Raw genomic sequence first — 16,967 nt, forward strand, 5'->3', positions numbered from 1 at the left:
AGCTCAGGAGGTGGAGGTTATGCGAGATATTGCAGTCAACAAGGTAAGTGAGGATCAGAGTAAGCTGCATGATGTCCATTCCGACAAAACAGAGTCAGACTACTCCAAAGTCATGGAATATACTCAACAGATCTTACAACTGATTGAGAAAGAGGAACTGTCCAGAGAGGATTCGGAGTGGATACGCGAAGAGACCCTCAATGGATACCGGGATCACGTCAACCCAGGGTATCTGTTCAGCCGCAAAACGGTCGATCTGAGCAGAGAGTTTGCGTTCGTCGAGTGGCGTGACCGCCGCAACAGCTTCATCGACGTGGATGGCAATGAATACATCGACTGTATCGGAGGCCGGGGTATCTATAACATCGGTCACCGCCACCCAAAAGTCGTGGAGACCGTGCAAAACCAGTTGAAAAAACAGGCGATGCACACGCATGACCTGCTCGATCCATATCGCGCCGTACTGGCGAAGACGCTGGCCGAACTGGCCCCAGGTGATCTCAAATACGTCTTCTTCACCAACAGCGGCTCTGAGTCGGTCGAATCAGCGATCAAGCTGGCCCGTAAATATACGAACCGTTCCACCTTTGTGGCGACGACCGCCAGCTATCACGGTGTCAGCCTCGGTTCCTTGGGAGCCACCGCCAAGGCTCATTACCGCAAGCCGTTCCTGCCGCTTGCCCAGAGCTTCCGCCATGCGATTTTCGGCGATGTAGACATGCTCTACAAAATGATGAAAACGCAAGAGATGGTAGGCGAAGAGGTAGCCGCCGTACTGATCGAACCGATCCAAGGGAATGCCGGGATCAAAATGCCTCCTGACAACTACTTATCCGAAGTCCGCAATATTTGCGACGAATTCGGTGCCCTGCTGATCCTCGACGAAGTACAGACGGGGATGGGGCGGACCGGGAAAATGTTCTATGCCGAGCATGAAAATGTCGTACCAGATATCATGTGTCTGGCAAAAGCTCTGGGTGGAGGCATCATGCCAATCGGTGCGGTCATCGCAACCGAAAAGGTATACGAAGCCTTCATGGATGAGCCATATCGCCATGAGCACACATTCGGCGGCAATACGCTCGCTTGCGTAGCGGCGATTGCGACGATCAACGTGCTGATCGAGGAGCGGCTGCCAGAGCGTGCCGCCGTAGTCGGGGAGTACATGCTCCGCGAGCTTAGGGCCGTAGCTGCCCGTTACCCAAAAATCGTCCAAGAGGTACGTGGCAAAGGCTTGTTTATCGGCGTAGAGTTCTTTGACTCCGTCGTCGGCTTTGACGTGTCCAAGGGATTGTTTGACAACAAAATTCTCGTCGAAGGTACGGTTGGTGATGTCAAAACATTCAGAATTGAGCCGCCACTTACCATCGAGATCGAACAGGTAGACCGAGTGATCGCTACCTTTGATAAAGTCCTTCAAGACGTTCAGCAAAAATATAACTTTATTTAGAAAGGGTGTATCTCAAGATGATGACTTTTGAAGCGTTGACAGAACAACAGACGGAAGCAGCGAAGCTGTTCTGGAGCACCTATCTCCAAGACTTCGATGTAAAATCCATCCTCCCATTCGACCGCCCGCAATATCAAAGTGAAGTAGCTGAACTGAATGCACATACCCTTCTTTTCCCAGATGAGCTGTCCCAGAACGTGGCTACTTTCGTCGCAACCAAAAACACGTCTCTGGACAACTTCCTCTACACCGCTTGGGCGATCCTGCTTCAATACTACAACAACAGTGAAGATGTAGTATTCGGTACAGCCGCCTCCAACGGAACCTTCCTGCCTTTCCGCGCGAAATACAGCGAGACACAAGGTGTATGCTGCCTGCTCAACGCGGTAACCAAAGGCCATGTAAAACGTGCTGAGAATGAAGCGTTCCCACTCGAAGAAATCGCACGAGTGAGCGAGCTCGACCACACCCAGCCACTTTTTGACTCCATCGTGGTAGTGTCTGAGAACACAGTGAAGCCAGAGAAGGTACAGCTTTCTGTGGAACTCACTTCTGTATCTCCACTCTCCCTGACCTTCAAATACAATGCGGCTCTGTTCGAGACGGCAACCATCGAGCGTGTCGCAGGCCACCTGTCCCGCGTCATCGACCAAATGGTGAACAACTCCGAAGCGCGTGTGCTCGACATCGATATTCTCTCCGAAGAAGAGCGCAACACCGTACTGTTCGGCTTCAACGACGTGGTTGTTGAATACGACACAACCCTGACAGTAGACGGCTTCTTCGAGCAGACCGTAGAGCGCACACCAGATAAAGTGGCACTCGTCTGCGGTGAGCGCACCATGACCTACAAAGAACTCAACGAGCGTGCCAACCAACTCGCCCGTCACCTGCGTGCAAAAGGTGTACAACCTGACCAGCTCGTCGGTCTGATCGTGGAGCGTGACCTCGATCTGATCGTCGGTATGCTTGGGATTATCAAAGCGGGTGGTGCTTACCTGCCAGTAGACCCGATGTTCCCAATCGAGCGCATCAACTACATGTTCAACCACGCGGGTGTACAGACCTTCATCACATCCAGCGACCTCAATATCCGCCTCGATTATGATGTGCAATACGTCAACATCGACGATGCATCCATTTTCCAAGGGGATGCATCCAACCTCGATAAAGCACACAACGTCAACAACCTGATGTACACTCTCTTCACCTCCGGCTCTACCGGCACGCCAAAAGGGGTAGCGGTTGAACATCGCAACGTAACCGGTTATGCTCATGCATTCCGCGAGTACTTCCAACTCACAGCGGAAGACAAAATGCTCCAGCAATCCACCGTATCCTTTGACATCTCTGTAGAAGAGATCTATCCAATCCTTCTCTTCGGCGGCACCCTCGTGATCGCCCGCCGTCATGAAGTGGCGAACATCCCGCTCCTGATCGAAGTGCTGGACAAAAACCAAGTGACCATGCTCTCTGGTTTCCCACTTCTGCTCAATGAGCTCAACAAATACGAGCTTCCAGCATCCCTGCACACCGCTATCTCCGGTGGTGACGTGCTCCGTGAAGAGTATGTAACCAACATGATCGGCAAAGTGCGCGTCTACAACACCTATGGTCCATCCGAGACAACTTGCTGCATCAACTACTTCGAGTTCAAAGGCGAGTGCGGCAACAGCATCCCAACCGGTAAAACCATCGCCAACTACAAGGTGTATGTACTCGACAAGCATAAGCGTCCAATGCCAATCGGCGTACCAGGCGAAGTCTGCATCGGCGGCGTAGGGGTATCCCGCGAATACCTCAAGCGCCCAGACATCACCGAAGAGCGTTATGTGAAAAACCCATTTGTAGAAGAAACCATGTTCGTCTCCGGTGACCTCGCTAGATGGCTCCCAGACGGTAACATCGAGTTCCTGGGCCGTATGGACGACCAGATCAAAATCCGTGGCCGCCGCACCGAGCCAGGTGAAGTCCAACGCGTGATCATGAAGCATGAGACCGTCACAGAGGCATTCGTCCTCGCCCGCACAGACAAGTACAAGCATAAGTACCTGACTGCTTATGTGGTAGGCGAAGACCTGCTCTCCGCAGCGGACCTGAAAGCACACGTCGGCAAATTCATGCCAGACTTCATGGTTCCGAACTACTTCGTTCAACTTGAAAAACTGCCGCTCACACCAAACGGCAAAGTAGATAAAAAAGCATTGCCACTCGTTATCGATTAATCGACTACACAAAAGAATCAAGCAGGGCAGCGCTGGCCGGAGGAGCCCCGAACTCCTCCGGGCAAGCTGTTTCCACATTTTATTCAAAAGGGGGCGCTTCTCTTGCAAAAGCAATGGGAATGGGCGAAACAACCAGAAAAGTTAAATGACGTAGAAAAGCTGAAAATTCAAAAAGATGGATTGGATATTATCGAGGATATTCAGCAATACGCCAAAACGGGCTTCGAATCAATTCCGGCAGAGGCGTTTACCCTGTTCAAATGGGCAGGTGTGTACCAGCAAAAACCAAAAGAAGACGGCTATTTCATGATGCGTGTACGCATTCCGGGCGGTGAGCTGAGCAGCCAACAGCTTCGCACCATCGCAAAGATCGGTACCTTGTACGGGCGCGATCTGATCGACATCACCACACGTCAAGCACTCCAATACCACTGGCTCAAGATCGAGGACATGCCAGACATCTTCAACCGACTGGCTGAAGTTGGGCTGTGCTCATTCGAAGCATGCGGCGACTGTCCGCGCCAAATCGTCGGGAACCCGCTCGCTGGCATTGACGGTCATGAGCTGATCGATACACGTCCAATCGTGGATCAGCTGGAGAAAACCTTCCTGATGAACCGTGAGTTCTCCAACCTGCCGCGTAAATACAAAATCTCGATCTCATCGAGCATGTACAACCCAGGCAACGCACAGATCAACGACCTGGCGTTCACCCCTGCGGTCAAAGTACTGGATGGCGAAGAAGTACTTGGCTTCCATGTCTGGGTAGGCGGCGGTCTCTCCAATCGTCCGCATCTGGCCAAACAACTGGACATGTTCATCCGTCCTGAACAAGTGGTTGATGTAGCAGTTGGTGTTACAACCGTATTCCGTGACAACGGCTACCGTGAAAAACGCCACAAATCCCGTCTCAAATTCCTCGTGGCTGACTGGGGTGCAGAGAAGTTCCTGCAAGTGCTGACTGAACTCATCGGTACATACCCAACCCGCGGCGAAGACAAAACCGTCGACTGGAATGCTGGTTACTATGTCGGTGTTCACCCGCAACGCCAAGAAGGCCTCTCTTACGTTGGCCTGAATGTTCCGGTTGGACGCACCAATTCCCAAGAGATGTTCGAACTGGCTGATCTGGCTGACCAATACGGCTCCGGCTCCATCCGTGCCACTGTTTCTCAGAACCTGATCCTGCCAGATATCCCTAATGAAAAAGTGGAACAGCTGCTCCAAGAACCGCTGCTAAGACGCTTGAATCCATCTCCCAAACAATTCGTTGCCTACACCGTCTCTTGTACTGGTAACGAGTTCTGCAACCTGGCTCTCACCGAAACCAAGGGTCTCATGCATAACGTAGCGGAATACCTGGACAAAGAGCTGCAACTCGACAACCCTGTACGCCTGCACATCAATGGTTGCCCGAACAACTGCGGTCAGCAGCCAATCGCTGATATCGGTCTGCTCGGCGGTAAAGTAAAGACCAGCGCAGGCATGATCGAAGCATACACCATGGCGATCGGGGGTCACCTGTTCGGGGAAGGGCGCTTTAATACCCAGCTCAAAGGCCGGATTCCAGCTGGTGATGTACCATCCGTCCTCAAGCAACTCCTGCTGTTCTATAAAGAGAACAAGCTGCCACTGGAGAACTTCACGCAATTCGTCGACCGTTTGGGAGTAGAACCCATCCAAGAGCGTCTGGATCAAATCTTAAATCAGGTGGTGGCATCATGAAACAAAGCGAGCTCTTCATGTATCACGTTCAAGTAGATACCAAGGACAAGGGCAGATTGAGTGTCATCGTGCTGTCGCCGGATGATGAACAAGCATTTGACTATGCAGAACGCGAGCTGGAGAAGCACTATTTGTCAGCACCGGAGCTTACCGAGGCTGCTCTTTTTGAAAAAAGACGCGTACAAGCCGGAAGCGGCTACGTGGTGGACAATCCAGAAATGGTTGCGGCCAGTCCAAAACCTGCTTATACAACCGAGAATTATAAAGATTGGGGTGCCTTTATATGACAATCACATCGAATAAATGGTCAGCCGAGCAATTACAGGAGGTAGCCGCACGCCTGCGCGATGAGCACCCAATCGAAATCATCCGCTGGGGTGTGGAAAACATCGACCTGAACTCGTTCACGCTGGCTTGCAGCTTCGGCTTTGAAGACGTGGCTCTCGTCCACATGCTGCAGGAGGTGAACCAAGACGTAGAGATTTTCTATCTCGACACAAGCCTCTTGTTCAAAGAAACCTATGAGGTACGAGATGCCCTCTCTCTCAAATACGGCAAAACCTTCACCCGCGTAGCTACTCCAGTCACGCTAGAAGAGCAGATACAAGAGCATGGCGACGAGCTGTGGGCATCCCGCCCGGATGAATGCTGCCGGATTCGCAAGGTACAGCCGCTCCGCCAACACCTGCAAAACTATGAAGGCTGGATCACTGGGATCCGCCGCGATCAGGCTCCAACCCGCGCCAATACCGAAGTGGTAGAGTGGGACAACGCGTTTGGACTGGTGAAATTAAATCCACTGGCCTTCTGGAATGCTGATCAAGTCTGGGAATACATCCGTCAAAACAACATCCCGTACAACCCACTGCACGACCAACACTATCCGAGCATCGGCTGCGCGCCTTGCACCCGTCAGGTAATGCCGGGCGAGGACCCGCGTGCAGGTCGTTGGGCGAACTTTCAGAAAACGGAATGCGGACTCCATAACAGTCCGGTAAAACGATAATGCTTGCCATCATTGCCACCGGATTTGCTGTTGGGTTGCTGGTGGGTTTGACAGGGATGGGAGGGTCATTGCTCATGACTCCTCTGTTGATACTGCTGTACGGCTTCTCTCCATCTATGGCGGTCGGAACCGATCTCATCTATTCGGCGATTACCAAAGCGGTCGGAAGCGCACAGCATTGGAAGCAAAAGACGATTAACTGGGAGCTTGTCAAAAAGCTTGCCAAGGGGAGTATCCCAGGCGGTATTGCCGGGGTCATCCTGATTCAATTTATGGATGAATGGTTTTCGATCTCGGTGGACGAAGTACTGGCACACGTCATGGGGGCTACGTTTGTATTCGTCTCTCTCCTGATGCTGTACCGCCTGATCAAGACGAAGGGGAAGGAAGAGCGGAAGGAGAGAAAAGTCCCGACCACGCTCCTTGGCGTTTTTGGCGGCTTTCTCGTAGGGCTGACCTCGATTGGCAGCGGCTCGCTGTTCATGATGGTGCTGCTCTCAAGCACCACGCTCCCAGGCTACATGCTGGTTGGGACCGATGTCGTCCATGCCTTTTTCCTGACTCTTTCCACAGGCGCGATTCATGCAGGGTTCGGCAATGTAGATTGGCAATTCGTCTCGTTGCTTTTGATCGGTTCGATTCCAGGCATTTTACTCGGCGGTAAACTGACAGTCCGTGTCCCTGAATTATTCCTGCGTACGGCTATCATTATCGTATTACTGGCCACGGGCATCAAAATGGTTTGATTGAATCACATTGGATGGAAAGGAGCACGAACAAGATGATAACACCACATGGAGGAACACTGATCAATCGTCTGGTGGAAGGAGTCGAGCGTGACGAATGGTTTGCCAAGGCTGCCAGCTTCCCAAGCCTGACCATATCAGAGGTAACCCTCTCTGACCTCGTCTGTATCGCCACAGGGGTATTTTCCCCGCTGACCGGCTTTATGAATGAAGCCGATTATCTGTCCGTCCGCGACAACATGCGTCTGGCTAACGGTACGGTTTGGAGTATTCCGATTACGCTCCCGGTTCCAGAGGGGCAAGCCGAAGAGATTTCCAACGCAGGTTATGTCGGATTGCGCGGGGCAGACCAAGAACTTTACGCCATTTTACAAGTAGAGAGTGTCTATCAGGTCGACCATGAAGTGGAGGCACAAAAGGTATTCGGAACCACCGAAGACAAGCACCCAGGCGTGGCGCGAATCTATCAACACTCCAACATCTATGCAGGCGGACAGATCTGGCTGCTCAACCGTCCGGCTACCGGCGAATTCTCACAATACCATCATGATCCGATCCAGACCCGTGAGAGGTTCGCGCAAAAAGGCTGGAAACGCGTAGTCGGCTTCCAGACCCGCAATCCGGTACACCGCGCCCATGAATACATCCAAAAATGCGCGCTGGAGATCGTCGACGGCCTGTTCCTCAACCCGCTGGTAGGAGCGACCAAATCGGATGATATCCCGGCAGATGTGCGGATGAGAAGCTATGAAGTCATTCTCAAAGACTACTATCCAGAGGATCGGGTCTTCCTCAGTGTCTTCCCAGCAGCGATGCGTTATGCAGGCCCGCGCGAGGCGATTTTCCATGCGATGTGCCGCAAGAATTACGGCTGCACGCATTTTATCGTTGGCCGCGATCATGCTGGAGTGGGAGACTACTACGGCACCTATGACGCTCAGAAAATCTTCACTCATTTTACAAGCGAAGAACTGGGGATCACACCGCTCTTCTTTGAAAATACCTTCTACTGCAAGCGCTGCGACGGCATGGCATCTCTGAAGACCTGCCCACATGACAAAGAACATCACATCACGTTATCTGGTACGAAAGTCCGACAAATGCTGAGCAACGGAGAAGCTCCACCAGCGCAATTCTCCCGCCCGGAACTGGTCAAGGTCCTCATCGAAGGATTGCGTGAAAAAGAGCCTGTAACCCCGTAAAATCAACGATCAAGCAGGTGATCCACCTGCTTTTTTCTTGGTTTTCTCTGTAAAACCGACAAAAAAAACATGGTGTGAAACCCATGCAAAAAACGTCGTACTTTACTTATTTTATTAAACTCTAGACCTACCGTATTCTTAGGTTACAAGATCTAAGAATACGGAAGGGGAAAACAAAAATGAAAAACTTTTCTAAATATGTAATCGTAACTATTCTCGTAGCAGGTGTTATGGTCGCAGGTCAAGCTTCCGGTGAACTCTTTGCATCCATCAAAGGAACTACCTCTGTTGAGTCCAACCTCGAACTGGCTGGTACATTTGGGACTGATGATACAGGCCCGTCAACTATGTAAAATCCATTTTCATATAAAAACAATTTGAGAGAGTTGGGAAGTGATTCTATGAGCACAGCAGCAAAATCGTACTCTTTGACTCTCACAGGGATGACATGTGGAGCTTGTGCGCTTCGCATCGAAAAGAACCTCAGCAAGATGGAAGGCGTACAAGAAGCGAATGTGAACTTCGCTTTGGAAAAGGCCAGCTTCACAATCGTCCCTGGCGGTCAACTCAGCGTCACGGATGTGGCGAGCAAGATCGAGTCCATGGGTTATGGAATCGAGAAGCAAAAGGTGGAGCTGGGGATCACGGGCATGACCTGTGCCGTATGTGCCAACCGGATCGAGAAGGCGCTCAACAACATGGAGGGCGTCCTCGGTGCCACCGTCAACTTCGCGCTTGAGACGGCCAGCGTCGAATTCGATCCGGGTACGCTCAAGGTCAGCGACTTGATGAAAAAAGTCAAAGATCTGGGCTACCAGGCTTCCTCCAAGGAAGATCAAGCCGAACAAAGAGAAGATCACAAACAGAAGGAATTGGAGACTCAAGTCGGAAAGCTGATCTTTTCGGCTATTCTTTCCTTTTCCCTGTTATGGACGATGGTAGGGCACTTCGAGTTCACCTCGTTCATCTGGATGCCGGAGATGTTCATGAATCCATGGTTCCAGCTTCTGTTGGCAGCACCGGTCCAGTTCATCGTGGGCAAACAGTTTTATGTAGGAGCGTACAAAGCCGTGCGTAACGGCAGTGCCAACATGGATGTGCTGGTCGCCCTGGGAACATCGGCTGCGTTCATCTACAGCTTGTATATGACGCTGACAGCAGGAGAGCATGCCGGACATCACGTGCCGCTCTATTATGAGACCAGTGCCGTGCTGATCACACTGATCATCCTCGGTAAACTGTTCGAGGCCAAAGCGAAGGGCCGCTCCTCTGAAGCGATCCAGAAGCTGATGGGTCTGCAAGCCAAGACAGCCATCGTCATCCGGGGCGGTCAAGAGCAAAGCATCCCTGTTGAAGAAGTCATCGTGGGCGATATCGTCCTGATCAAGCCAGGTGAAAAAGTACCGGTAGACGGTGAGATCGTCGAAGGGCGCTCCGCTCTGGACGAATCCATGCTGACCGGAGAAAGCATCCCGGTTGATAAGACGATCGGTGATTCTGTCATCGGCTCGACCATCAACAAAAATGGCTTGCTGCAAATCCGCGCGACCAAAGTAGGCCGTGACACCGCACTGGCCCAGATCATTAAAGTCGTCGAAGAAGCACAAGGCTCCAAAGCCAATATCCAACGCTTGGCTGACCAGATCGCAGGTGTTTTTGTTCCGATTGTCATCGGGATTGCGATCTTGACGTTCTTTGCATGGTATGGGCTTGCCGACCCGGGCAATTTTGCCTCTGCTTTAGAAAAATGTATCGCGGTTCTCGTCATCGCGTGCCCATGTGCACTCGGTCTGGCTACACCGACCTCGATCATGGCAGGCTCCGGCCGTTCTGCTGAGATCGGTATCCTGTTCAAAGGCGGCGAGCATCTGGAGACCACTCACCAGATCGACACTGTCGTCCTCGACAAAACAGGAACCGTCACCAACGGCAAACCGACCTTGACCGACGTGATCATCAACGGGCTGGATGAAGCAGAAGCGCTCCGTCTCGTAGGCTCCGCTGAGAAGAACTCCGAGCATCCGCTTGCAGAAGCGATTGTGGCCGGAATTCACGAACGTGGCGTCCCACTGTCACCAACCACCGAGTTCGAAGCCATCCCAGGCTATGGGATCAAAGCCGTGGTCGAAGGCAAAACCGTCCTCGTCGGCACCCGCAAGCTGATGAACCAATACAGCATTGCCGCAGATACCTACCTCGATCAGATGACGACGCTTGAGAGCGAAGGCAAGACCGCGATGCTGATCGCCGTCGATGAACGGTGCATCGGGCTGGTCGCGGTGGCTGACACCGTCAAAGACACGTCCAAAGAAGCAGTGACCCGCCTCAAAGCAATGGGCATCCATGTCGTCATGCTGACAGGTGACAACCAGCTGACCGCACAGGCGATCGGTCGTCAGGTCGGCATCGAGCATGTCATCGCCGAAGTACTCCCAGAGGGGAAAGCAGCAGAAGTGAAAAAGCTCCAGGAAGCAGGCAAAAAGGTAGCGATGGTCGGCGACGGAATCAACGATGCTCCGGCACTCGCCACCGCCGATATCGGAATGGCGATGGGCACAGGGACAGACGTCGCGATGGAAGCGGCTGATATCACCCTGATGCGCGGCGATCTCAACAGTATCGCAGATGCGATCTACATGAGTAAAAAGACCATCGCCAATATCAAGCAAAACCTGTTCTGGGCATTTGCTTACAATACGCTGGGGATTCCTATAGCGGCAATTGGTCTGTTGGCACCGTGGCTGGCTGGGGCAGCGATGGCATTCAGCTCCGTCTCTGTTGTGGTTAATGCGCTTCGCTTACAAAAGGTGAATCCCAATTGAGGTGATGAAAAATGAGCAAAACAGTTCTGACATGGACGCTCTCAGCTATTCTTTACTACGCTTTGGTAGTCGCCGGAATGTATTGGTATCTCAATGTTACCAGCCAATCAGGTCAGGCCATCGAACCAATCAGCCTGAAGCCGCAGGTCATCATGGTGCCGATCAAGGAGTCCAACCAGCAACAGGTAACCCTGATCCTTCAAAAACAATAGTGAAACCTTAATCGAACGAGGAGAGAAATCCTATGAGCAATGAGCAGGTCGTACAACGTATCCAGACACTTTCGGCCATTCGTGATGCAGGTATAAAGCCTTACCCGGAACGCTTCGAAATCACTGCTGAGCTGCACGAAGCAGCACAGCTCGCAGACGGTACAACAGGCGTACGGGTGGCGGGACGCATTCTGACGATCCGTGAGATGGGCAAACTCTGCTTTATCACGATCAACAACATTTCCGGTCAGCTCCAGCTGTTGCTCAAGCATGAGGAGGTCGGGGAGGAAGCATACCAAGCGTTTGGTTCTTTCTTTGACATCGGTGACTTCATCGGGGCGGAAGGGGAGATGTTCACGACCAAAGTAGGAGAAAAAACACTCCGCATCAAGTCCTACGAGTTCCTCGGCAAAAGCCTGCGTCCACTCCCGGAAAAATGGCACGGCCTGACGAACGTAGAGACCCGCTACCGCAGCCGTTATCTGGATATGATCATGACCAAGGAGACACAGCAACGACTGCTGCTCCGAACGAAGCTGGTCAGCGCGATGCGCCGCTTCCTTGAGGATCAAGCGTTCATCGAGGTGGAGACTCCAGTCTTGTCTGCTACCGCATCCGGCGCACTGGCCAAACCGTTCGTGACCCACCATCTGTCCCATGACATGGATATGTACCTGCGGATTGCGCCAGAGACCTATCTCAAGCGCTTGATCGTCGGCGGCTTCACCAAGGTATTCGAGTTCGCCAAGTGCTTCCGCAATGAGGGCATCAGCCCGCAGCATCTGCAGGAATTCACGATGGTAGAAGGCTATGCTGCCTACTGGAACTACGAAGACACGATGAAGCTGATGCGTGACATGGTGCTCTATATCCTGGAGAATGCGTTTGGTACGACCACATTGACCATCGGCGGAGAAGAGATTGATTTTACCCAAGAGTGGGCGGTCATGTCCTTCCGTGACCTGATTCTCCAAGACACAGGGATCGATATCGACCTGTTCCCAGATGTGAGTGACCTCTTGGCTGAGACCAAGCGAAAAGGCATCGTACTGGAGCATGAGGATATCTACTCTCTTGGCCGTGGTAACTTTATCGACTTATTATATAAAAAAGTATGCCGTCCAAAGATGATCCGTCCGACCTTCCTGATCCAGCACCCGCTTGATCTGTCCCCGCTGGCCCGTGCCAACGATGACAACCCATCCCTGACTGACCGCTTCCAGTTGGTCGTCAACGGCGCTGAGATCATCAATGCCTACTCCGAGCTGGTTGATCCAATCGAGCAGCGCAAGCGTCTGGAGGAGCAAGCCGCACTCAAAACCGGCGGAGACCAAGAGGCGATGGACATGGACGAAGATTATGTGACCGCGATGGAGTACGGAATGCCGCCGATCTCCGGCTGGGGCTTTGGAATTGAGCGTTTCCTGATGATCATGACCGATTGTCCGAATATCAAGGATTGTGTCATGTTCCCATTAACCAAACCCAATCCAGAACCGGTGGAAACAAGGTAGGGCGCCAATGCCCTACCTACCCGTGCATCCTTATTTGACAGAAGATTCCTACATTACTTGACAGAGGTGACAAGGTATGGGGCGAAGTAAAATCCCACAGGAGGGACCAACGAATACACCACCACAAGAGACAGGCAACCAGCTCCAACGTAACCTGAGTGTCCGGCATCTGACGATGATTGCCATCGGCGGCTCAATTGGGACAGGGCTGTTTGTCGGCAGCGGAAGCGCGATTGCGTCAGCAGGTCCGGGCGGCGCGCTGCTTGCTTACATGGTCATTGGCTTGATGGTTTACTTTTTGATGGCAAGCTTGGGCGAGATGGCAGCGTATCTGCCGGTCTCAGGCTCCTTTAGTACATATGCGACACGGTTTGTTGACCCGGCACTCGGCTTCGCGCTTGGCTGGAACTATTGGTACAACTGGGCGATTACGATTGCTGTCGAGCTTGCTGCAGGCTCGTTGATCATGAAGTTCTGGTTCCCTGACTCGTCGTCGATGCTCTGGAGTGCGGTCTTCCTCGCGCTGATGCTGGGGCTAAACCTGCTGGCGGTCAAAGGGTACGGAGAATCGGAGTACTGGTTCTCGATGATTAAAGTAGCAACCGTCATTATCTTTCTGATTACAGGTACCTTGACGATTTTTGGTGTGTTGAATGGCGAGTATATCGGCTTCGCCAACCTCACAGTGGGCGATGCTCCGTTCCACGGCGGATTCATGGCGATGCTTGGGATCTTTATGGTAGCGGGCTTTTCGTTCCAGGGAACCGAGCTGATCGGGGTAGTTGCGGGCGAGAGTAAAGACCCGCGCAAAAACGTACCAAAAGCAATCAAGCAAGTGTTCTGGCGCATTCTTCTCTTTTATATCTTAGCGATTTTTATTATCAGCTTATTGGTTCCTTACACCGATCCGAATCTGGTCAACGCAAGCATCGAAGAGATCGGGATGAGCCCGTTTACCATCGTGTTTGAACGCGTGGGATTGGCATTCGCCGCCTCATTGATGAACGCGGTAATCCTGACGGCTGTCCTCTCTGCGGGCAACTCCGGGATGTATGCCTCGACACGGATGCTCTGGATGCTGGCCCATGAAGGCAAGGCACCGAAGCTTTTTACTAAAGTGAGTGCGAACGGCGTACCGATCTACGCCCTGCTGGCTACGACCGCTGTGGGGATGGTGGCCTTCCTCGCTTCGTTGTTTGGCGACGGGGTGTTCTATATCTGGCTGGTGAATGCATCCGGGATGTCAGGCTTCATCGTCTGGCTGGGGATTGCGATCAGCCACTACCGTTTCCGCCGCGCTTATATCAAGCAAGGCTATGATCTCGACCAGCTGCCGTACCGCTCCAAATGGTTCCCAATCGGCCCGATGTTTGCGTTCGTACTCTGTACCATCGTCATCCTCGGGCAGAACTATCAGGCCTTTATGGGCGACAGCATCGACTGGAATGGGGTGCTGGTCTCCTATATCGGGCTTCCGCTCTTCTTGGTTCTTTATATCTGGTATAAGATCAAGCACAAAACCAAGCTGATCCCACTCTCAGAGTGCAAGCTGGACAACAACGTGGATTAATCAACTACCATACAGGATGGAGGAATCGTTAACATGAAAGTGGCAAAATTTGGAGGGACATCTCTGGCCAATGCAGAACAGATCCGTAAAGTATGTGACATCATCACCGCTGATCCAGAACGGCGTATCGTCGTCGTCTCCGCTCCAGGCAAGCGTCACAAGACAGATGACAAGGTAACCGACCTCTTGATCGCCTTCGCCGAGCGTCTACTGCGTGACGGTGAAGCAGAGCAGGAAATCCGCGCCGTCATCGCCCGTTACCGTGAGATCGGCCAAGAGCTGGGGATTCCCGAGCAGGCTATTGACGGGATAGAAAAAGACCTGCGAGAGCTGCTCACACTCGACACCAGCGTCGAAGCCAAGTTCCTAGACAGGGTCAAAGCAGCAGGGGAAGACAACAGCGCCAAGGTCGTCGCTCACTACCTCAACAGTATTGGTGTCCCAGCTTCCTATGTGAACCCGTGGGATGCAGGACTCCTTGTCTGCGGCAAATACGGCAATGCCCAAGTGCTCCCCGAATCCTACGAGCGACTGCGTGCCCTGCGTGACCGCGAAGGCATCGTCGTCTTCCCAGGCTTCTTCGGATACGCCACAGATGGCTCCGTCGTCACTTTCTCCCGTGGCGGTTCCGACATCACTGGCTCTATTCTGGCAGCGGCGGTACAAGCTGATCTGTATGAGAACTTCACGGACGTCGACTCCGTGTTCGCCGTCAATCCCAGCCTCATCCCGCAGCCCAAACAAGTGACCGAGCTGACCTATCAAGAGATGCGAGAACTCTCCTATGCTGGTTTCTCTGTCTATCATGCCGAGGCTCTTTTCCCGGCATTCCGCACCGGCGTACCCGTCTGCATCAAGAATACCAACAACCCGACAGCACCAGGCACGATGATCGTCTCCAAGCGCTCCTACACCTCGACCAATGTCGTCGGGATCGCCGGAGATGCAGGCTTCTGCAGCATCTACCTAACCAAATACCTGATGAACCGCGAAGTCGGCTTTGGCCGCAAGCTACTGCAAATCTTAGAAGAAGAGGGACTCTCCTACGAGCACATTCCATCTGGGATCGACCACGTCTCCGTAATTCTGCGCAACGATATCTTTACCCGCGAGATCGAGGAGCGCGTCATCAGCCGCATCCGTACCGAGCTGCAAGTCGACGATGTACAAGTGGCCCGTGACCTCGCACTCGTCATGATCGTCGGCGAAGGCATGCGCGAGAATGTTGGTACCGTATCCCGCGCCGCCATCGCTCTGGCCGATGCGGGAATCAACATCGAGATGATCAACCAAGGCTCCTCCGAGGTCAGCCTGATGTTTGCCGTCAAAGACCGCAACGTGAAAAAAGCAATCGTCTCGCTCTACCACGAATTCTTTGGGCGTTCCCGCGTACTTTATGATGAAGTGCTCAATCTCTCTCTGGATGGTCTGGAAGAGCAAGAGCGCCTGCCAAAAGAAGTTCCGTTTACTACCGTAGCGTAAAATCTGGAGGTGTGAATGATGGGGAAATTCCAAAATCAAGTGATCATCATAACCGGAGCAGGGGCAGGGCTGGGCAGAGAGACTGCCCTCCTGCTCGCCCGGCAAGGCGCATGCGTCGTCGCGTGTGACCATCAGGAGTCCAAGGTCAACAAGCTCCGGGATGAGCTTGCTGCCATCTCATCCTGCTCCCTCGCCATCAAAGCAGACGCATCCGTCGAGAGTGATGTCGATTCACTCTTCGCCCAGGCCCTTGAAGCCTATGGCAAAGTAGACGTCCTGATCAACAACGCCGCTGTCTTTGAGAACTATCTGATTGCAGATACATCATTAGAGTCTTGGAACTATCAGCTGACCAACAACGCCACCAGCGCCTTTCTCATGATCAAGGCAGCCCTGCCTGTGATGCGCCGTCAAAAGAGCGGCCAGATCATGAACGTCACCAGTAGTCTCGCCAAAACAGGCGGAGCGGGGTTTGGTGCCTACAGTGCTTCCAAAGCAGCTCTTGAAGCGTTGACCTACTCTGTGCAGGAGGAAGAAGGCCAACATGGCATCATCGCCAATGTATTCAATCCAGGCGTGATGAAGTCGGATATGCAGACGCTGGGAGAAGAGCCGGCGAAGGTAGCGGAGAAGCTCGCACGGATTCTCGATCAGAACTATGTCTATAGCGGACAGGTTATTTTAGCGGGATAATCATAGACATTATTAGCAAACAGTCTAGCTACCCCAATGTAAAAGCTCGACAAACGTCTGGAACAATTGTACTGACGTTTCGCTGTGTGGGATGCCCCCTGGATGAGCCTATCGGTTGGGCATCCGAGGGGCAGTTTCCGACTCGGGATGTATCGGTATTGGTTGTAGAAAAAGGTTGTAGGTGTAGTGCGTGGCCTGTGGTTTCTCTTCTGATGGGGAGCCATGGGCTTTTTCTGTGGGAGAGGATTGGGGAGGAGTCATCCTGTTGATTTCCAAATTTTCATCGTATATTTCAATAATATTATTATTTATACTCGTAA

At 52.6% G+C, this 16,967-nt stretch carries 14 protein-coding genes; all 14 read left to right on the top strand.

Going from position 1 to position 16,967, the window contains the following annotated elements; all coding sequences use genetic code 11:
* The first annotated feature begins 19 nt into the window (after positions 1-19).
* Entirely contained in the window at positions 20-1,450 is a 1,431-nt protein-coding gene (locus FGI41_RS19955) for a putrescine aminotransferase (RefSeq protein WP_139492075.1), read from the top strand.
* Between the two features lie 17 nt (positions 1,451-1,467).
* The gene (locus tag FGI41_RS19960; RefSeq protein WP_139492076.1) at positions 1,468-3,675 is read left to right on the top strand and encodes a non-ribosomal peptide synthetase; all 2,208 of its coding nucleotides are present in this window, start codon (positions 1,468-1,470) and stop codon (positions 3,673-3,675) included.
* Positions 3,676-3,777: 102 nt separating this feature from the next.
* On the top strand, positions 3,778-5,400 hold the full coding sequence (locus FGI41_RS19965; protein WP_139492077.1) for a nitrite/sulfite reductase: 1,623 nt from the start codon (positions 3,778-3,780) through the stop codon (positions 5,398-5,400).
* Positions 5,397-5,687: a DUF3906 family protein gene (locus FGI41_RS19970; RefSeq protein ID WP_139492078.1), complete on the top strand. Its 291-nt coding sequence runs from the start codon at positions 5,397-5,399 to the stop codon at positions 5,685-5,687. Before FGI41_RS19965 ends, FGI41_RS19970 begins: the two co-directional genes overlap by 4 nt.
* Positions 5,684-6,406 carry a phosphoadenylyl-sulfate reductase gene (locus FGI41_RS19975; protein ID WP_139492079.1) on the top strand — a complete coding sequence of 241 codons (723 nt, stop codon included), beginning with the start codon at positions 5,684-5,686 and terminating at the stop codon, positions 6,404-6,406. Before FGI41_RS19970 ends, FGI41_RS19975 begins: the two co-directional genes overlap by 4 nt.
* Positions 6,406-7,152: a sulfite exporter TauE/SafE family protein gene (locus tag FGI41_RS19980; RefSeq protein ID WP_139492080.1), complete on the top strand. Its 747-nt coding sequence runs from the start codon at positions 6,406-6,408 to the stop codon at positions 7,150-7,152. The genes FGI41_RS19975 and FGI41_RS19980 overlap by 1 nt, the downstream gene beginning before the upstream one ends.
* A 35-nt stretch (positions 7,153-7,187) precedes the next feature.
* Entirely contained in the window at positions 7,188-8,354 is a 1,167-nt protein-coding gene (gene sat / locus FGI41_RS19985; protein ID WP_255298553.1) for a sulfate adenylyltransferase, read from the top strand.
* 179 nt (positions 8,355-8,533) lie between these two features.
* Positions 8,534-8,707 (top strand): hypothetical protein, encoded by a 174-nt coding sequence (locus FGI41_RS25100; RefSeq protein WP_176560360.1) that lies wholly within the window; start codon positions 8,534-8,536, stop codon positions 8,705-8,707.
* Positions 8,708-8,755: 48 nt separating this feature from the next.
* Complete coding sequence (locus FGI41_RS19990; protein ID WP_139492082.1) at positions 8,756-11,176, top strand: heavy metal translocating P-type ATPase; 2,421 nt, start codon at positions 8,756-8,758, stop codon at positions 11,174-11,176.
* A gap of 11 nt (positions 11,177-11,187) precedes the next feature.
* A complete protein-coding gene (locus tag FGI41_RS19995; protein WP_139492083.1) occupies positions 11,188-11,388 on the top strand; it encodes a hypothetical protein in 201 nt (66 codons plus the stop codon).
* A 32-nt stretch (positions 11,389-11,420) separates the two neighbouring features.
* A complete protein-coding gene (gene lysS, locus FGI41_RS20000) occupies positions 11,421-12,902 on the top strand; it encodes a lysine--tRNA ligase (RefSeq protein WP_139492084.1) in 1,482 nt (493 codons plus the stop codon).
* A gap of 76 nt (positions 12,903-12,978) precedes the next feature.
* Complete coding sequence (locus FGI41_RS20005) at positions 12,979-14,472, top strand: amino acid permease (RefSeq protein WP_139492085.1); 1,494 nt, start codon at positions 12,979-12,981, stop codon at positions 14,470-14,472.
* A 33-nt stretch (positions 14,473-14,505) separates the two neighbouring features.
* A complete protein-coding gene (locus FGI41_RS20010; RefSeq protein WP_139492086.1) occupies positions 14,506-15,954 on the top strand; it encodes an aspartate kinase in 1,449 nt (482 codons plus the stop codon).
* Positions 15,955-15,972: 18 nt separating this feature from the next.
* Positions 15,973-16,647 (top strand): SDR family NAD(P)-dependent oxidoreductase, encoded by a 675-nt coding sequence (locus FGI41_RS20015; protein WP_139492087.1) that lies wholly within the window; start codon positions 15,973-15,975, stop codon positions 16,645-16,647.
* The last annotated feature ends 320 nt before the right edge of the window (positions 16,648-16,967 follow it).

This window comes from Brevibacillus dissolubilis (assembly GCF_006170445.1).
GTDB lineage: Bacteria > Bacillota > Bacilli > Brevibacillales > Brevibacillaceae > Brevibacillus_B > Brevibacillus_B dissolubilis.